Here is a 19,158-nt window from a genome sequence, read left to right on the forward strand (position 1 = left end):
CCGCGGAGATCTCTTGGCTCCGACTTTCCCGATTGTCACCGGAGTTCCAAATGGATAGATGTTCCCGTTCATGAAACCCGCGTTGCGTCTACCAGTCAGGATCGCCACGCACGTGGTTGCTTTTGGTGCGGGTTGGTTGCTGTGGTCCCAGGTGCAACCGGATGCCGGGGAACAATTGTCTCCCGCAGTTGAGGGGAAAGCGGCCGGTGAAGGCACGGAGAGGCGGCGGTTGAGGGAACAAGCGGGATCTGGTGGAGAGCGGGTGTTGAAGCAGCTCTTTGGTGACGGGTTCAAGCTTTCCGTTGCGAACGAAGATTGGGGGAGGTCGCGCCATGAACACTATGTGAAGCTCCTTGCTGACGCTTCAGAGGTGGCTCCTTCGGCGGACCGGGCGCAGGCCGCCCGGTCCGCGATTGATGATTTCGCCAGGACCGTCGCAGCGGATGACAGGTTCGGAGCCTCGGGGGAAATGACCAGCCGTCTGATCCATTGGATGCAGTCGGATCCAGATGCCGCGATCGCCCATCTGGAAGCCATGGAGGACAACCGTGTGCGTAAGCATGTGACGTATTTCCTGACACAGGCGGCGATGGCGGTCACCACGCAGGAAGGGCTGCTGGGGTGTGCGGACTGGTTCAAGGCGGAGACCCGCAACAGTGACTTCAGCAACCAGTTGAGATCCCAGTTCGCCCGCGAATTGGGAGCAAAGGCGGACTTGAACGAAATAACCGCCATCAACCAGCGGTTCGACCAGACCGGTGCCCACCCCATCCTGCCGAAGTTGCTTGCGACCAGTTGGCCGATTGAGAAAGCCGGAGACTTCCTGGTTCTGGCAAAGCAGGACAACTCGCCCGATGTACTCACCGACTTCGCGATGAAACATGGTGAGGAAGGGGCTCGTTGGTTTGAGAACCTGCTGGCCGCAGGCACCCTGCCTCCGGAGAAGCAGGAGGAGATCATTTCCAACAGGGCCTATGGAGACTTCATGTTGAGAAACCCGTCGGTGGATTTGGAGCGGCGCCTGGAGGTTCTGGCTGCCCTCAACCCGGGCAGCACACCGGAGCATCTGCTTTTCCGGATCACCAACCGTGACATCGGTTCGGTCCTCAGAAATGGCCCGGACTACCGTTTCGCGTTCCGGAATGGTTCCATGACCGCGGAGGAAGTGGTGAACGCCGTTTCATCCTCGCTTCCCCAACTCGCCGCACGATCACCGGAAGTCATCCGGGCATATCTCTTCGGAGAACTCGCGGAGGAGGATGGAGCGAAGGCGATGGCACTGCTGGGGAACCTGCCGGAGGAGGAAAAATGGAAGGCGGCGATGAGGCCGGTGACTTCGATGTTCCATGGGGTGAATCCCCAGCAGTTCTATGACTACCTCCAGCATGTCCCGGTCGATGCTTCACCGGAATCGGTCAATGAACGGATCAAGGCCTGGACGAATCTGGGGAGGGAGAACCACGCCCGGCTGGGCGACGGTTACCTGAACTGGGTGAAGGGGCTCCCCGACGGTCCGGATAAAGACATGGCCGCCCTTTCGATCGTGGAATCGTCACACGCCAAAGATCGGAAACTCGCCGACGAATTCGCGGGCATCATCAAGGACGATCGGATCCGGCAGCGCATCCCCTGGAAACCATGAAGCCCGGCCATCAGAAGATTGTCACCCATCTGGTCTGCCTGGTTGCAGGTGTCTGCGTGGCCGGAGCCATCCGCAGCGCGGCCGTGGAGCAGCATGATGATCCTGCGGAAAGCGGGGAGCGCGTGGGACGGAGATCAGATCCATCCGGTCATGACGGCGATGCTTCCGGCAAGTCCGGTGGAACGCAGCAAACTCCGGGCAACCGGAGGGAGGCCCCCCTGGGGTCCAAGGATTTCCGCGACGCGTGGGATGCCATCGCGCGCCGCACGGATCTCACCAGCCGGGAACGGGCCGCCATGCAGCGGAAACTGCTGGAGCAATGGGCGATGATCGATCTCCAGTCAGCCATGACCGCCGCCCTGGAGGGAAACTGGGACGGTGACGATGGAGGGGTGAATTCACTGGTGCCTGCGTTCAGGGCGGCATTCCTGAAGAACCCGATGGAGGCATGGAGCATCATCCAGTCCGGTGATCTGGGATTGGGATCAGCGCTTTTCCGATGGCAGTGGGTGACGGCGGTCTCATCGGAGAATCCGCTGCTGGTGCTCTCTTGCTTTGATGACTTTTCCGACAACTTGAAGAAGGCTGCATTGTGGCCGCTCCTGGAACGCCGCTCAACGGATCCCGCGGTCACGGAAGCCATTCTCAGGATGCTCCGGGACAGGCCGGCTGATGCTTTGACGAAGACACTGGCTGCGGAGTTTTACAAGCAGGTGAAACCTGATGGAACACCGGCGGAGCTTGCCGCAAAGATTGCCACCGCGGCGACGGAGCAGGAGAAGATCATCGCCCTGCAGGCTTTCACCGCCTCGTTGAAAGGACAGGAGTCAGGATTGGTGGGGAGTCTCATCGGAAACCTGCCGCCAGAATTCCGTGGAGACATTGTCCGTCAGTTGCTTGCCGCTTCGGGGAACGAGAAACCGACGGATCTTCTCGACCTTGCGATTGCATCGGGGAACTGGGACATTCTCAAGGATCCCATGGTGGCGGGCGTTGAAGGCAAGGTCGCGGAATACGCACGCCGGCGGGATCCCATTGCCATCGCCGAGTGGGGGCTGAGCCTTCCGGACCGGCCGGAGACCCAGGAGGTCTATCGACGCGCGATCACCGGTTACATCGACCGGTACCCTGTTGAGGCCCGCGATTGGATCATGAGTATTCCAGCGGGTGACTGGCGGCGGGAGAGGGCGTTGATGGAGTATTCGCAGAACGCCCTGTGGTATAAGAAAAACCAGGAAGGTGCGGCGTGGGCCATCGAGCGGATCACCGATCCCAAGATGAAAGGAACGGCGATCAACTGGCGGATCGAATGGGCCCAACGGAATGGGGTGAAGTTGAAATAGGCTTCACGGGAACCATTCATCAGTTGGCCGGTGTGCTGACCCTCAACCGTGCGAAGGTCCTGCTCTTGCCCTGTGGCAGGGCGAAGGTGATTTGCTCCGGGGTGTTGCTGGTAGCGCCGGTGACCGTCCAGGGTTGCGTCACACCGAGATCATCCGATACTTCGATGGCATAAGTGATGTCGCCGTTGGTCACCGCTTCGGCGCGTTTGGTGAAAGTCCACGTCCCGTTTGCGAAGGTTCCGGTAGTGCCGTCGGATCCTCCGGTGTCCAGATCGAGGGCGTACTCCATGATGTTGGGGATACCGTCTTTGTCTGAATCACCCGTGAGGCCGCCGGTGATGTTGTTGGTGGTGGCCCAGGTGGAGAAATTTCCACCCGATGGGCCGCCAGCTTTTGATGCGGTGATCGCTCCGGTGCTGCTGATGGTGACGGTGGCAACGTATTGTCCTCCGCCCACGGGTCCCGTGGGGTTGGCGCCATTCGCAATGGAGATGATCCGCTGGATGTCGATGTGGGTGGATCCGCCGGATTGCCCGAAGCTCTGTTCGATGGAGGGCAGGACGGTGAATGAGTAGCCGTTGGCATTGGTGGCGTGCTTGGTCCACGAATTCCGCCAGGCGACTTCATTGGTGGAGGCCTGGAGGACGATCGTCCCTTCGGCTGATGGTGCCCCAAGATCAGTGAAAATCCCCTCCAGGCTGGAGATATCCCGGGCGGCCTCGGCCAGAGACTGGTAGTTGAAACCGGTGAACAGGGGGGCCAGCCCGGCGCTCACGGTGGCGCGGGAAGCATAGACCGTGCGGGAAGGATCACCATTCACCGGGGCCGCCGTCCCGATGCCTGGCGCTCCCTGGGGGAGTTTGTCGGAGAGGTTGGCGATGGCACCGAAGCGCATGTCGTTGCGGGTGTACCAATCGCTGCCGAATACGGTGGAGAGGACGCTGCCGATGTTCTGGAAGGTCGTGGGATTCGTGCCGTCGCGGAAGGTCGTGGGATCCCCCAGGTTGAAGAATACGTTGGTGTCAGCGCCGTTGCCGCCTGTTGCCCGGAATCCCATGATGAGATCTCCGCTCTGGATGGACTGGCCGCAGGTGAGGGCGGTGGAGGAGAGGAGCAGTGCTGCGAGAGCGAGGGTCCGCTTGATGGATGACGGGATCATGAGGTGGTGTTATGGGCGGTTTCGGATCGTTTCCGTCACCGTAGGAACACCCCGACACCATGGAGATTTGAAGTTTGTGTCGAATTCGCCAGATCGGAGGATCAATGGCCGGCTTCGTCTTCCTGAACTCCGTTGTGCATCCGGATGTGACGCGCCATCCATGCGTGCTGTCCGTAGATCTGACGGTATCTGAAGTCCTCGTCCGCTGCGTGGGATGAAGATGGGGAGGGCACCGTGGCTGTTGGATCAACATCGATCGTTGCCGGGGTGGTCGGGGGAACTTGGGCGGCCAGTTGGGGAGTATTGCGCAGCGGGAAGGGAGAGTCTGCCGGTTGGCGACGCAGCTTGTGGGAAGTGGCGAAGGAGACATCCTCACGTTCTGCCCGTGGCAACCGTTGACCGCCGGGGAGCTGGGATCCTTCCGTATGGGATGCGACCGGAGATGCCGGTGGACGCTTCAGTCGGCGCGTCCGACCTTCCGGAGGACGTGGCTCCGTTGACAGGAAATGGGAAAGCCGGGGTGTGGCGGAGGAACGGACATGGGTGACTGGCACGCGCGGATCGGGAGCCGCTGTGGTGCGCTTTGGTGTGGCGTTGCGTTCGGGATGAACGATGCCGGGTTGTGGTTCCTTGTTCGCTTCCCCGGTCTCCCGGCTGAGGGTGAATCCCCACAGGAACAGTGCGAAAATGGAGAAAGCGGTGCCTGCCAGAACGGTTTTCATGGAAAGGGAAGCCGGGCACCCATGGTGTGAATGGGGCCCGGCCTGGATGGTGCGGGAAGGTGGTTTTTCCCGCCGGGTGGATGTGGGATGCTTGGGGATCAGTCCACGGTCGGAACCACCGGGCCGCCGTCGCCGCCGACGCGGCTGACCTTCAGGTTGCTGTCGATCGCAATGCCGGTCGTACCGTTGACATCGGTCGCCAGATAGGCGGCGATCTGGTCGCGGAAAGCGGTGTCGAAGGTCACCTCAAGACCGGAGATGTTGGCGGTGTAGAGTTGCTGGTAGCCCCAGAGCGTGTAGGAACCGTTGCGGACGTTCTCGGGTGAGTAGCGGACACCATTGTAGGACAGCGGAACGGGTGCTCCAGCGGTGGAGGCACCGGTGGCAGGACTGTAGCCGGAGATGGTGATGGCGTCGGAGACCGTCATGTAGCTGACCAGCACCGCATCGATCGCGCTGCCACCCACTTTGAGGTTGGAACGATCAAGGTTGATGGCGTTGCGGACGTCACCGCTGCCGGAGTAGCCGCCGTTCGCGGCGTCCGTAAGTTCGCCACTCGCGTTGGCGGTCCACTGGGCCACGTTGGTGTTCGTGCCGTATCCGGTTTCCGCCAGAATGGTGAAGCGGGTGCCAGAACCGCCGGAGCGGCCGGTGGCGAGGACGAAAGTGTCCGGAGAGAAGTTGAAGCCGTAACGGGATGGTCCGGAGAGTTGTCCACGGGACCAGAGAGCGTTGTGGGCCTGGGTCGTCATGTTGGAGATCTGCGCGGTCGTCGCGCCGCGGCTGGCGATGAACATGAACGGAACGATACCCACCGGGCCGCCACCCAGGCTGGCATTCGGATAACCGGCGAGGTTCTTCTCAACATCGGAGAAGGACCAGCGGGGGTTGACGCTCTGGAACACCGGGCTGCTGGCTGCGGTGCCGTTGGTGCTGACGGTGGTGTTGACGTCCAGAACCTGCACCGTGGCGGTCGGGGAGCTGATGGAAGCGATGCCCGGGCCGGAGCCGGAGAAGCTCGTGCGGACGATGTACTGCTGCCCGCCGAGGGTTCCCTTGAAGATCGCCTGGCTTGCGCCGCCGAGGGTGCCGCCGTTGTAGGCATACTGCGTTCCCGTCAGGGTGGTGCGGATGGCTTCATGGGCGGCGGCGCGGAAAGCGGTGGCCCCGGTGATGTTGATCTCCGTCTGGGAATAGGCCAGGGGGGAGAGCAGGACGAAGGAGCCGAGGAGGAGCGTGGTCTTGGTTTTCATGGTGTGACTTGGTGTGTTGTTGTGAGTGGCATGGTTCAGTTGGAGGCGGTGCGGCGGCGGCGGACAGTGGCGGCGAGCGCGGCGCCGGCGGCCAGAAGGCTGACGGAGGGCTCAGGGATCATGCCGATGCTGCCGTCACGGCCGATGATCACCGTGCCGACGTATTCGCCGGTGCCCACCGTGCCGGATGGGTTCGCGCCGTTGGAGATCGAGAGGATCCGCTGGATATCGAGGAAGGTGGCATCTCCGGCGCCGCCGAAGTTTTGCTCGATGCCCGGGAGGGAGGTGAAGGAGTAGGAGGGGCTGTTGAAGTAGCTCCATGAGCTTTCCCACAGTGTGGGGTTGGCGGTCTGGCTGATGAGCAACGTGCCGTCGGCATTGCCGGCACCTAGGGCGGCGAAGGTTCCTTCGATGGTGGTGATGCCCTTGGCCGGGTTGACGAGGCTTTCGAAGTTCAGCCCGCTGATCGGGACGGACTGGCCCGCTCCGACGGCCGGACGGGATGCGTAGACGGTGAGGGAAGGGTCGCCGTTGACCGCACCCACGGAACCGAGCTTTCCGGAGCCGGTCGGATACTTGTCCGAGAGATTCGCGACAGCACCGAAGTAGATGTCATTCCGGTCATACCAGGTGCTTCCAAAGACGGTGGATAGCGTGCCGCCGATGTTGCCGAGGTTCGTGTTGAAGCTGCCGTCCCGGTAGGAAGTGGCGCTTCCCAGGTTGAAGTAGACATTGGTCTGGGCTCCCTCGCCTGAGGTGGCGTGGAATCCGAGGATAAGGTCACCGTTGGTGAAGGTGAAGGCGGCAGCAGCCGTGGAATGGAGCAGAGCGGAGGCAGTGATGCCGAGCAGGGCGCTTCTGAGGAAGGAGGTCATGTTCGTCGTGTTGGTTTGATGCATCGCCTGATCAGATCAGGGATGATGCGAGGGTTCCGTCCGCTGCTGTTAGGGTCAAACGGGTGACCGTCTCAGTTTCGTCACTGAGTCCGCAGGTGCTCAGTTGGCGTCACCCTGATCTCCGGACCGGCGGCGCCTTTCCTCCTCATCCTCGTCCTCATTTGGCACGGAGCCACCGTAGCCGATGACTTCCGCAGTGATGATGGAAACAGCATCGATCATGGTTTCCGGCGTGCCCGACACATTGTCACCGGCGGCGGCTGCCTGCGATGCCTGCGGTGCGGAGGAGGTGGAAGCCGTGGACGGCGGGGTGGATACGGCGATGCTGGCCATGGACGCTCCTGCGGCAGGGGCTCCGGTGCTGGTGCCTCCGGCGGAGATATTTCCGGCATTTGTGACGGTGACGGCGGCGAGGTTGATGTTGCCTGTGACGCGGATGCCAGCATCACCCGCATCGATGGTACCGGTGGGGGCGATGAGGTCCACATCACCCGCCGGAACGTCCCGGACGGTGGCGAGCACGCCGATACCACCACCGGTGGCGAGTCCCGCGAGATCCGTCTGGACCGCGGCGCTCTGGGGGTCGATGACCACCCGCGTCGGCGGAGCGGACTGGACCGTCCGGGATGACGATCCGGCGGCGATGTCGCCGTTCGAGGACCAGATCATCACATCCCCACCACGGAGGGTGAAGATCCGGCCGATACCGATATCCACATTCGTGTCCGTGAAGATGGAGATGTTTCCACCTGCCTCCGTGACGATACCAGGTGGGGTGAGGGGATTGCCGAGGGTGGTGTTCGCCAGCGCGAGGCCGCCGCCGGGTGCGATGATATTGATGTCACCGCCGAGCCTGGTCCGGATGTCCTTGCCCTGCGTGAGGATGCTGCCGTTCCAGTTGGAGTCATCTCCGTCACCGAAGAGGGAGTGGATGGCGGCCATGCCACGGTCATAGTTGCGGTAGCCGTCCGACTCCGGGTTGTTGAAGTCACGGCCGGTGTCACGGAGTATCCGCTGGAAGATCCGGATGGCGAGCTGGGCCCGTTCATCCGGAGAGAGTGCCGGGAAATCGACTCCGGGAGCGAGTTCATCGAGGTAGCTTGCTCCGGTGGCGGTGAGGACGAAGTCCGCGATGAAAGACGTGAAGTCCAGGGCGCTGGACGCAAGCGAAGTTACAGGGCCGAGGCCGGCTCCGACGTGGATGTCCGCACCGTCCGGGGACAGGTAAGGATTCCGCAGGTTGCCGATGCTGTTGATACCGGTGCCAGTACCGTCGCCCAGGCTGGCGCCAAGGCCCAGATCCAGATTCCGTCCTGCAACCACTTGCAGCGTTCCCGGTCCGGAGACCTGGATGTCTCCGGAAAGCGGTCCGTTGTTGGTTGCCGGGGCATTTCCGTTGGAGAGGGATGCGATCCGACCCGCTCCGGCGGCGTTGTAGGCGACGATGTCGCGTCCTGCCGTGATGGTGCTGATGTCACCGGGACGCAGGTTCTGGAGATAGAAGGCAATGTCGAGGATGTCACCTGCGGCGGAGATCACCGCACTCTTCGGGGTGAAGAGCGTGAGTCCCGAAAGGTCTCCGCTCAGGGCATGGATACGGACTGGTTCCGTGTCATCGCGATGGAGGAGACCGGACGCGTGGCGGAGCTGCTTGGTTTGAAGCACGCCGTTGTCACCCGTGTAGGAACCGGAGTCGCCGAAGGCGATCGCAAGCTGGTTGAAGAAGCCTACCGCCGTGATGTTGGAGGGGATGGCCAGACCGGACGTCGTGGTAAAGTTGTTGAGGGGGCGGAGGTGTCGGGGAAGGATGGATGGATCCGCATCCGAGACGTTGATGGCCGCGGAGGTCCAGGCCTGCACCGACTGGCCGGGGATCAGGCCGTTGGAAAGACCCGTTGGCTGGAAGGCACTGATCGCTCCAGCGGAGATCAGCTCGAGCTGGCCGGTCGCGGATGGTTGGAGCGTGATCGGGCCTGCCAGATTCAGAGAGCCGGAGAGTGCGGTCAGATAGAGATTTGGAGCAGTGAGGTTCCAGACCGGATCGAAAGGCGCTAGGCTGGTTTCAGCCAGGCGGAGCCATGGCTGGAGTACGGAAGGTGTGGAGCCAGAGCGGGGAAGGAGCTGCTGGGTCTCCGCCCAGGCCCGGAGGATGGACTGGGGTGTGGTCGTGTTTGGTAGTGTGACGGAACTGCGGAGGGTGATGTCCCCTCCCAGTGAAGTGGCATCCAGGGTGCTGTCCGCGGACAGGGTGGAGAAGTAGGTCTTGTACCAGAAGCGGTTGTTCACCCCCTGCGGCAGGAGGAATGGATTGGCCAGTGGCGTCAGGAGGATGTCACCGGTGGCGGAGACCTCGAATGAGGATTTGCCCGCGAACAGGGCGGTGGGGAGCCACGTGTTCTGGTGGAGGGTGGACGCGGACGGATTGTTGAGGTTGGAGACCAGACCCGGGGACGGGGAGCGGGTGGAGTTGGTGGTGATGCTGCCGCCGGCATCCAGCACACCATTACCGCGTTCGACATAGTACACCCCGCCATCTATGTCATGTCCGGCGGTCAGGGTGAGGTCACCACCACCCAGCTCGATGAAACGGGAGGCATCAGGCGTGCTACGCGCTGCGCGTGCATTGGTGGGGATGACGGCATCGACGTTCTTCACATCGTTGCCCGCAGTGAGCTGGATGTTTCCTCCTCCGAGTGCACCCACACTCTGGAAAAAGTTGCTGAAATCCACCCACCAGCTGGTGGATGCGGCGGCGTCTTGGACGGGGATGATGCCGCCTGAGATCCGGATGCCGCCATAGGTGCCATCGGCTGTCACCAGTCCGCGGCGGTAGAGCCAGTTGTTCGGAAGCTGACGGGATGAATCATCGATGAGACCGGAGTTGTTGCGGGTCTTCCTCTCGATGTTGTGCTGGGCATGGAGGCTCACGTTCCCACCGGCCATGCTGTACTGGGCGGCGTAGTTCTGTTGGGCTGCCCCCAGATCGCCTTGGGCCGCGTTCGCGGTGAGGATCGGCGTGACGAAGTCCCCATCCGCCACGATGCGGTTCGGGTTGGCGACCCGGGTTCCCGCCGTGTAGATGGATGCGAAGGGATTGAGGAGCTGGATCGAGCGTCCTGCATGGATGTCGATGTTGCCGGATCCGGTGCGGATCACCTGGAAGTTGTTCGCGATGATGGAGGAGGTGACCGCGCTGTTACCACCCGTGGCGGTTGCGGATCCCATGTTCTTGCCGATCCGGATCATGCCGGACTCCGTGCCCAGCGAGCCGAGGGCGACGTTGCTGCGGTAGTCAACCGAGGAGAAATCCGCTCCGGAAGTCAGGCGGTACGACCATGACTGCAGGTTGGCGGGAAGATCGGAGTTGTAGGCTGCCAGCGGGGAAAGCCAGAGGCTCGAACCACCGCTGAATCCGTCGCTCAGCGCGTTGTGGAAAGTGAGATCTCCTGCCGCCCGCAGGGTGAGGACACCCGCCGATCGATCCGCGCCGAAGCGGAACGAAGACAGATCCCAGTCACTTGTGGCCGTGGTGGAGGCGGAACCCAGCGTGAGATCTCCGGTGCGGTTGATGATCTCCACTCCTGCCGCGAGGGTGAGCTTGAGATCAGGGGAAAGAGAAAGAAGGCGGTTCCTGATCTCTGTGTATGCCGCGCTGGCCGTGCCCGCATTCCCCAGGTAGGTGTTTGCCTCCGACTTGATCTGGTTCTGGAGATCCGTGCGGATCACTCCGTCGGTGCCCGTCAGGTCATGGAGCCTGACACCTTCCACAAGGATGTGGGACGCTCCCGTGATGGTGGAACCGATCGCGTCGATCTGCACGTCATTGTTCGCGGCGGCGCGTGGCGCACGGAGATGGAGGGTGCCGGTGAATTGCCCGCGGTAGGCACTGGAGCCGGGTGTGATGATGTCACCCGCCACGTATGAATCGACCGAAAGATCGATCAGGGATCCGGTGTTCAGGATCAGCCGCGCCGAAGGGTCGATCACGCCGTCACGGTGGATCCCGGCCTCCAGCGTGACGGAACCTCCCTTGCCCGCGGAGTCAAAGTCGGCGGCTGACACATCGAGTCCGGCCTCGCTATCCAGCGTCAGGCTGCCGTTCGCCTTGAGCGAGATGGATCCTCCCGTCCTGCCGGAGGCATCGATGGAGCCGGTCACGGTGATACCGCCTGAATCCGTGGAGACATTGTAGGAGGAAGAAATGGCGTCCCCATCGATGACGATGTTGCCGGTGCGCACACGATAGTCGCGCAAGCGGGTGAAGTGGCCGGTATTCAGCATCTCATCCAGAAAGCCGAGACTTCCTCCGGCGATGGTGGATGTATCCAGCGTGAATTCGCCGCCCGTGCCGGTAGCGCCTGACTTTGCGACCAGCGTGCCTTCAAGTTCCGCCGAACCCCGGGGCGTTTCGATGGCGATGCGGCCAGCGTTTCCTCCGGCGTCCGGAGCGGAAACGGTGATGGTGGAACCGAGCGCGAGATGAACCGAACCCTCCGGGGAAACGAGGCGAACCGTTCCGCCGTTCGTATACCGGTAGGTGTCCACGAAGAGTTTGCTGGTTCCATCCAGATTGATCGTGGCGGGCGCGTTGCCGCCGATCACGACATCGCCGGTGGTGGCGTGCAGGGTGAGTGATCCGCTTGGAAGGGTGACGTTCCCGTCGATGGCGACGCTGGCACCTTCCAGTCCAAGCTTTGCGCCCAGTCCGCCCGCCGTGGGCGGCGTGGAGCCGCCATCGGTTCTGATCAGACGGAACGCTCCATCCGCTGCCAGGAGATGGTTCGATGCTGCTGCGGAAGTGAGAAGGGGGGCGGATAGGGTCAGATCACCGCCGGAGCGGAAGGAGCCTTCCTCCGTGGTGATGATGCGCTGGTTGCCGTTGAGCCGTACATCGGAGAAGCCATCGGCAAGCAGGTGGCCGCTGTTCACGGAGATTTCCGCCGCATGGAAGGCGAGTGTTCCGTCGAGTGGCAGTGAGGCTGAGGGGACAGCATCGGTCAGGCCTCCGAGTTGGAGGTTCTTCGCGGTGATGTTGACCGTGCCGCCATTCTGGCCGATGCCACGGATTGCGTTTGCCTGGAGTGACAGGGACTGGAATGCGGACGAGCCGATGTCTCCGGACCCATGCAGGTCGAGGTTCGTGTAGCTGCGGATCCTCAGGTTCCGTGCATTGGCCTGCAGGATGCCCAGCGCTTCGCCGGAAAGGATGAGGCCGTTGCCTGTAGGCGCGGGGGCACCTGGATCCAGGACCATCGCGACGGAACCGCTGCCCAGCATGACGGAAGTGGCATCGAGGACGGCATCCGTGCTGAGATCCGTGCGGGAGGTGGAGTCCAGCACGATGCTGCCACCGCTGAGGGTCGCCCCCGGGCGCACGGCCAGCAACGGATCGGATGCTCCGGTGATCCCTTCGCGGATCATCTTTGCGGAAGTGGAGGAACTCACGCGGACCAGAGCGCCATTTCCCGTCAGCAGGATCGTGTCAGCGCCGGTTTCCGCTTCCGCGGCGGAAATGGTGGCGTTCCCGTCCAGGATCAGCTCCTCCTTTGCCGTGAGGATGATGTCCGTCCCGGTGAGGGTGGTATCGCCGACAGTGAGCTTTCCGGTGCCGGTAGTGACGGTGATGTTCCCTCCTTCGAAGGTTCGGAGACCTCCGATGAGCAGGCTCTCTGCATTGAAGCTGTTGAGCAGGGAGGAGGAGATCGTGAGCTGGGAAGGTGAGCCGCCTGTTCCGGTGCCGTTGATGAGGATGTCGATCGGACTGTTGATGTCGATGAGGCTGCCGCGGCCCGCTGCCGGTGACAGGGAGTTCACCTGGCCTTGGAGTGACATCATGGTGGACGCCGTGAAGGACAGGTAGCCGGCGTCCATCGGCAGCCGGGGGACGGCCAGGTTGCGGTCGATCGCCGCCTGTTTGAGGAAAGCGTTGGCGGAGAAGTCACGGTATTCGGCCCGGGCGCGGACGGTGGAGCCGGGTGCGATTTCGAAACGGGAGATGGAGGTGCTTCCCGTGCGTGCCGGGTTCAGTTGGTTGGAAAGATAGCCGGAAACAAGGGTGGAACCATCCGGCCGGACGGCGGATGTGCCGGGAGTGCCGCTGATGGGGGTGACCAGAAAAGCTCCTGGAAGCAAGGCGTAACGGGCGGGCAGCAGCGTGTAGGTGCCGGCGGGCAGGCCGGAACCTGCGGCAAGTGTTACGGTGTCGCCCACCTTGAGCGAGCTGTTCGTGTAGCCGGTTTCCCCGGAAAGGTTCGTCGCCGTATCCGATGGATTGAACGGAGCGAACGGCGCGTAGTCGAAACCGTAGGTGGGGATGACCGCGAAGCTGGCGGAGGAGTTGAGGACATCAGTCAGCCCGCCATTTCCTCCCACCCATCGGTAGGCGCTGAGATCACCCCCACCACGGATGTCGATGAGGGCACCGTCTTCGGTGGTGAGACCGCTTGCCGAGAGATTGACTTGTTTCGAAGGCAGGCCGCTGATGGTGATGTCGTTGCCCGCAGGGTCGATCCACGAGGTTCCGTCGGGGCTGACTCCGTAGGGAAGTGTGACACCCTTCCCGGTGATGGGATCAATGGCGGAGACGGAGGTGACGCTGTCGCGGGTGAGGGTGACGTTGGAGGAAACCGGCTTCGCGATGGTATTGCCCGCGATGGGATCCACCGGTGCGGTGCCCGTTCCATCCCAGCCGATGTTGATGGTCCCGATAGGTGCGCGGAGCGTTCCTCCTTGGGAGATCGATGAGGCATGGATGGAAAGGGTGCCTCCGGCGGACATCGGGAGACTGCGCTGTGATCCGCCGGTGATGGTCACTGAGCCAGGTGCCCCGCCCGCATCGTAGGCGAAGATGTTGAAGGCCGATGCCGTGGTGGGATGGATCTGACTCGCCTGGAAGAACAGACTGCCTGCCGCGCTGAGCGTCCCGTTTCCACGGATGTCCCCGTTGGTCGCGTTGAAGCGTGCGGTGCCGATGCCCTGGAGGGAAAGGTTGCCGATGTCGATCAGGTCGGCGGTGACCGTCAGGCTACCGGCTCCGTGGGTAGGGGCGAAGGTATATGAAGTCAGGGCGGTTTCACCGATGGCGTTGACGCTGGTGAAATGGAGGACGTTCTCCGTCGCCAGCGTGGGCGCCTTGAATGCCTGACCCAGGCTGACGTGGCTGGCGGAGAGGTTGACGTTACCCGTGCCATAGATCACACCGCCGGTCGCGACGGTCAGGCTGCCGGGGGTGTGGATGGCGACATCCCCGTTGAAGCGGATGTTCCCTTTGAGTGCGACGTGATCGAATCCGCCGCCGGAGAATGAATCGACGGTGATGTGTCCGAGACCCGGCAGTGAGGTGGAGGTTCCCACCGAAGGAACACCGGTGAGGGTGGAGCCGCTCTGTGATACGATGAGATTCTCCTGCGCGCTGTTGTAGATGGTGCCCGGAGGAATGAAACGACCGGAGGAAACGTTCAGCGTGGCGCCGGAAGCCGAGGTCCCACCGGCATGGCCGATGAGCGTGGCATCCGACCGGAGCATCTGCGAGCCGGTGAGGGTGATGCTCCCCGCGTTCGTTTCCAGCGTCACGGGAGCAGGACGGAGATCGGGGGCAAGGGGGGCGCTCCGGTAGTCGATGGAGGCATAGCCAGGATGGAGATCGAGGACGCCGCTGGTGCCTGAGACATCGAGGACGGAGCCGCTTTCGGCGGTGATGTTGCCGCTGACGGTGATGGAGCCACCCTTGTGGACCGTGCCTTCGCGGAAACCGTGGACATTCGGGATGAGAACCGTTTTGCCGGCGGTGGAAAGGTGGGCGGTGCTTCCCAGATGAACGGTGGGCAGGGCCTCTGAGGCCAGGCTGGCGGACCGGTAGCTGGAAGCGCCTGTCACATTGATGCTTCCCCCCGCCGCGATGGCGGTGCCATGGAGCGTGACGGTATCTCCCTGGAAGGTGATGCTTCCTCCCGCGTCAGTCGAGATGACCGCGCCTTGTTCCATCAGCACACTGCCCCGGGCGAGGATACTGGAGGAACGGGTGTCGGTGATTCCCACCGCCCTGAAGGAAAGATTTCCCGCGGCCCTCATCCCTTCTCCGTTGGTGATGGTGCCGACGGTTAGTGCACCTCCGGAGGTGGTGGCGAACCATTGTTGGACGACCGGGTTGATCCGGGCGTCGTCAGTGATGATGAGGCCCTCGTGGTAGGTCGTCGGTGATGACGCGGTTCCGATGCCGGTGAGCGAAAAACTTCCGAAGCCGCCCTCGTTGAAGAAGTCGGTGTCGAACCAGGTGGAACCCGCGCCGGGTGACTCCCCGCCAACCTGGATGCGTGGCGCGGTGAAGGAGAGTGATCCCGCACGGGTGGTGCCGGAATAGCCCCGGAGAGTGGACCCGAGATGGAGGCTGCCACCGAGGATGCTGTCGATCGAAAGGTCACGGCCCGCCGCGATGGCGAGGGAGCCACCGTTTCCGTAGGAAATGGAGCCCGCCGCGCTGACCGTGAGCCCGCCGGAGACGTCGATGAGACCACCTTCGGAAAGGTGGGAGGTGAAGCTGTTGATGGAGACAATGCCACCATTGACCGGCAGGAACGTGTCTGCACCGGTGCTGCCCCGCAGGTCGGTGATCAGGCCTGCCGTGCTGATGCTGCCGCTCGCACCAAGGGTGAAGATACCGTGCCCCGCGATGGGCTGCGGGAGGGGATCGTTGGAATTGAGGGCCGCGTTGACGACGTCCTGGGGGAGGTTGTGCGTCCTGAATGCCAGTTCGCCACCTGCCGCGGTGATGCTGCCGTTGATGGTGATGTTGGAACCGGTAAGGGAGATGCTGCTGCCCGCTCCCAGATTCAGGCTGGTGTTCTCGGGAAGGGTGATGTCCCCGTCCGGGTTGATGATTGACAGGTTCCCGAAGCCGCTTGCCGCCAGCTTTTCCGGAGAAAGGAGGAACGTGGAGATCCGGTCGGCGGGGATGGCCAGCGGATTTCCGGAGGCATCGGTCTGGAATGCGTCCGGATGCGTCTGTTCATCGTCATCGGTGAAGATGACGGAGGGTGGGGTCGGTGAATGGAGCAGGCCGGTGGCGGTCTGCGCCTGGAAGCGGATGTTGAGGGAGGCGGATTCCAGAGGGTTGTTCGCGACGACTTGGCGGGGCCCCGTCACGGTATGTCCCATGAGGGTCCCATCCATGGCGATGGCGGGAGCGGTGAGGTTCAGGGTGCCGCCGTCGGCTCCTTGTGTGTATCCCGCGCGGTAGTAGGAACCGGCGGGGGAGATGCCGGGTGAGAAGGTATCGGTGATCCCCCATGCCTCGTGATGGATTGCAACGCCCGGTTTGAAGATACCCCGGTAGATTTCACCGGGAAGGGCCTTCGAGATATCCACCAGATTGTTGCCTTGGATCAACTGGGTGGTGTGGAGCAGCGCGCCGGTGAAGTCCGTCCAGCCGCCGGAGACGTCGATGGTGGCTCCGTTGCGGACCACGGCGGAGGAACCTGCGCTCAGGTTGAGGGTTCCGCCCTCCGTGGTGAGCTGGCCCACGTTGCGCTGGACCAGTCCCGAGTATCCGGTGAGGTCGGCCAGCGGCGTGCCGATCCAGAAACGTCCTTCGTGGGTTCCGGACACACCCAGATCCACGGTGATGGTCTCACCGCGGAGTTCGCCGTCCCGTTGGACGGGGGCCACGGCCAGCTCGGAACCCCGGAGCTCCAGCGTGAGGAGATTCTGGGCGACGGTGGCAGTGGCTCCGGCAGTACCAGCGAGATGGATGAGGGAGCCTTCATCCAGATAGATCTGGCCGCCCGTGGAGACAAAGGTGGAGGTCGGGAGAGTGCCAGCGAGGTAGTTCCAGTTTCCTGCGGAAAAGTTGACGATGGCGTTCGGAGCGAGGATGGACGCGTCCTTGCCGAGATGGATGTTCCGTCCCTGGACGTTGATCATGGAGCGCAGCGCCAGTTCAAGTCCGACCGTGGTCTCCGTGCTGTTCCACTCTGGCAGGATGCGGATCACGCTGCCCTCGCCCAGTTCCACCGTGCCGGTGTTGCGGTTGAGGAAAGGTGACGTGGCGATGCTGGATGCGTTCGACACCGCATCATAGTGGGCGAGGATGTCGATCCGCCCGTTCAGTGAAACGGAGGTGGTGGAGTCGAGAATCCCGTCATGGCGGATGGCCTTCCCCGCGAGCGTGATGGAACCCCGGGCCGCCTCGATGATGCCGCCGTTCGTGGTCATGCCCGCGTTCTGGTTGAGGACGCTGGCGGGATCGCTCACGGAGCCGACATAAACATCCAGTCCGCGCAGCGACGGGTCCGTGGAAGCGTGGGCGGCGAACCCGACCTGCAGACCGGAGGCGATGATGGTCTGGCCGTTGGGTGTGGAGATGGTACCGTCGTTGGTGACGTTGGCTCCGACGAGGGTGACCCTGCCGCCATTGCCGTCCGCGCTGACCGGGGTGGTCAGCCGTGCCCCGGCCTGGACCGTGACATCACCCAGCTTGCCGGCATGGCCCAGCCCGTTGAAAAGGAACTGCTGGCTGGGGTTGTTGAGCAGACCTCCGGCAACGAGAGCATCATTGATAGGCAGGGCGGAAGCGGTGAAGGCTCCCGTGTTGATCTGGGAAGACCCGCCGAAAATGATGCCGTTGGGATTGATGACATAGACCTGACCCTCCGCCTTGATCTGGCCGAGGATCTGGGTCGGGTTCGCGGTCGGATCAACCACCTTGTTGAAGGCGATGGATTGGCTGGCAGGTGCTCCCGTGCCCGTTTGGTTGAAGTGGAGCGTGGTATCCTTGCCGACGTTGAACGTCTGCCACGTCAGCAGTGCCTGCTGCGCGGTCTGGCGGATGGTCACCTGGTTGAGATTGTCCGCGTTCGCGGTGGGTAGCTCGGCTCCCTGCCAGAGCGTGGTGTTCGGTGCGGCACCGGTCGCGGGCTGCAGGCCTCCGGGGGCGAGTCCGTTCGGGACATCCGGCAGGGTCTGTCCGGGCTGGTTGGGGTTCGGTCCCAGGTTGTTCGGGCCGGAGATCGCCGCAGCCCGCGCGGCATCCTGCAGGGCCTTCGCCGCACCGACGGCCTGGCCAAGCCGGTGGAGGGTCTCCTGGGCATTTGTCCGGATGACCTCGGTGTTGGCAGGTGTGGGTGCTCCGCCGGTGGTTGGCGTTCCGGTTTGCGGTGCGGGCGTGGTTCCTGGTGCGCCGCCATAGATGCCGGCATGGGAACCGGAGATGCCGGAGATGAAGATGGCAAGACCCGAGAAAACCGGCATCCCGTAACGGATGGTGCCGGTGAAGAGGAGAGGGGAGCAGAAGTAGCGCTTGGGCTTCATGGAGCGGAGAGGATTTTGGAAAGTTCGATCTCGTTGATGGCGAGAGGATGATCCTTGAGAAGTTGGTTGATGAACTCGGCCCGCATCTGCTTCGCGCGGTCGGCGCGCAACCGTACGATGAGTTGTCCGCGGACCTGTTCGAAACTGGCGGTGGATGGTTCCCGGATGTCGGTGACCTTGATGAAATGCCAGCCGTCGTTGAGCTGGATGGGGGGGGAAACCTGCCCCTTGGCGAGCGATGGGATCTTTCCAGCGATCGCGGGCTGGAGCTGGGCTTCCGTCAGCCACCCGATCATGCCACCATTCACGGCGCTGGCCTTCTCCTCGCTGGACTCCCTGGCGATGGCCGCGAAATCCGCGCCCTTGGCTGCGAGGGCTTTCTGGATTGCATCGCGCTTGGCCTCACCTTTGACGAAGATCTGGGAAAGGTTCCATGCCTTCGGCAGGAGGAGCGACGGCTTTGCGGACTCGTAGGCTGCCTTCAGTTCGTCATCGGAGGGATATGCTTCCGGTGGGGTGGAGTGGCTTTCCAGAAAGGCTTCGGCAAGCGCGGTCTCCCGCGCGCGGACCAGTTTCGCGATGACCGCCGGATCCTCCGCGAATTTCCCTTCATCAGCCTTCTTCAGGACCAGCCGCTGGATGAGCAGGGCGCGGACATATTGGCCGACGGCGGCGGGATTCTTGGCAAGGGCGGTGTTGCTCTCCGCCTGCAGTCCAGCCAGCGCCTCACGTGCTCCGGCGGTGGTGAGCTCGATCTCGCCGATCTTGCCGAGAACCGTATCGCCACGGGCGATGGTGGCGATGAGCGAAAGGGAGAGGATAAGTGCCTTCATGCCTGG

General features: G+C 62.8%; 8 protein-coding genes. 2 read left to right on the forward strand and 6 right to left on the reverse strand.

Annotation, left to right across the window (positions count from 1 at the left end; translation table 11 throughout):
- Positions 1–70 precede the first annotated feature (70 nt).
- Positions 71–1,642 carry a hypothetical protein gene (locus OVA24_RS10255; RefSeq protein WP_267675123.1) on the forward strand — a complete coding sequence of 524 codons (1,572 nt, stop codon included), beginning with the start codon at positions 71–73 and terminating at the stop codon, positions 1,640–1,642.
- Positions 1,639–2,985 carry a hypothetical protein gene (locus OVA24_RS10260; protein WP_267675124.1) on the forward strand — a complete coding sequence of 449 codons (1,347 nt, stop codon included), beginning with the start codon at positions 1,639–1,641 and terminating at the stop codon, positions 2,983–2,985. Before OVA24_RS10255 ends, OVA24_RS10260 begins: the two co-directional genes overlap by 4 nt.
- A gap of 19 nt (positions 2,986–3,004) precedes the next feature.
- On the opposite strand, the gene OVA24_RS10265 is transcribed toward OVA24_RS10260, so the two are convergent.
- From OVA24_RS10265 to OVA24_RS10290, 6 genes are all read right to left on the reverse strand, one after another.
- Positions 3,005–4,144 carry a hypothetical protein gene (locus OVA24_RS10265; RefSeq protein ID WP_267675125.1) on the reverse strand — a complete coding sequence of 380 codons (1,140 nt, stop codon included), beginning with the start codon at positions 4,142–4,144 and terminating at the stop codon, positions 3,005–3,007.
- Positions 4,145–4,245: 101 nt separating this feature from the next.
- Positions 4,246–4,866, reverse strand: coding sequence for a hypothetical protein (locus OVA24_RS10270; protein ID WP_267675126.1), 621 nt, complete (start codon positions 4,864–4,866; stop codon positions 4,246–4,248).
- Between the two features lie 98 nt (positions 4,867–4,964).
- The gene (locus tag OVA24_RS10275) at positions 4,965–6,119 is read right to left on the reverse strand and encodes a hypothetical protein (RefSeq protein WP_267675127.1); all 1,155 of its coding nucleotides are present in this window, start codon (positions 6,117–6,119) and stop codon (positions 4,965–4,967) included.
- Between the two features lie 35 nt (positions 6,120–6,154).
- Positions 6,155–6,994, reverse strand: coding sequence for a hypothetical protein (locus OVA24_RS10280; protein WP_267675128.1), 840 nt, complete (start codon positions 6,992–6,994; stop codon positions 6,155–6,157).
- Between the two features lie 120 nt (positions 6,995–7,114).
- Complete coding sequence (locus OVA24_RS10285; protein WP_267675129.1) at positions 7,115–18,319, reverse strand: filamentous hemagglutinin family protein; 11,205 nt, start codon at positions 18,317–18,319, stop codon at positions 7,115–7,117.
- Positions 18,316–19,152: a peptidylprolyl isomerase gene (locus OVA24_RS10290; protein WP_267675130.1), complete on the reverse strand. Its 837-nt coding sequence runs from the start codon at positions 19,150–19,152 to the stop codon at positions 18,316–18,318. Before OVA24_RS10290 ends, OVA24_RS10285 begins: the two co-directional genes overlap by 4 nt.
- Positions 19,153–19,158 lie beyond the last annotated feature (6 nt).

This window comes from Luteolibacter sp. SL250 (assembly GCF_026625605.1).
Classification (GTDB): domain Bacteria; phylum Verrucomicrobiota; class Verrucomicrobiia; order Verrucomicrobiales; family Akkermansiaceae; genus Luteolibacter.

What these genes read in the sequence shown, in the direction of transcription:
- OVA24_RS10255 (WP_267675123.1), top strand. Translation starts at nt 71, where the DNA reads ATGAAACCCGCGTTGCGTCTACCAGTCAGGATCGCCACGCACGTGGTT.
- OVA24_RS10260 (WP_267675124.1), top strand. Translation starts at nt 1,639, where the DNA reads ATGAAGCCCGGCCATCAGAAGATTGTCACCCATCTGGTCTGCCTGGTT.
- OVA24_RS10265 (WP_267675125.1), bottom strand. Translation starts at nt 4,144, where the DNA reads ATGATCCCGTCATCCATCAAGCGGACCCTCGCTCTCGCAGCACTGCTC.
- OVA24_RS10270 (WP_267675126.1), bottom strand. Translation starts at nt 4,866, where the DNA reads ATGAAAACCGTTCTGGCAGGCACCGCTTTCTCCATTTTCGCACTGTTC.
- OVA24_RS10275 (WP_267675127.1), bottom strand. Translation starts at nt 6,119, where the DNA reads ATGAAAACCAAGACCACGCTCCTCCTCGGCTCCTTCGTCCTGCTCTCC.
- OVA24_RS10280 (WP_267675128.1), bottom strand. Translation starts at nt 6,994, where the DNA reads ATGACCTCCTTCCTCAGAAGCGCCCTGCTCGGCATCACTGCCTCCGCT.
- OVA24_RS10285 (WP_267675129.1), bottom strand. Translation starts at nt 18,319, where the DNA reads ATGAAGCCCAAGCGCTACTTCTGCTCCCCTCTCCTCTTCACCGGCACC.
- OVA24_RS10290 (WP_267675130.1), bottom strand. Translation starts at nt 19,152, where the DNA reads ATGAAGGCACTTATCCTCTCCCTTTCGCTCATCGCCACCATCGCCCGT.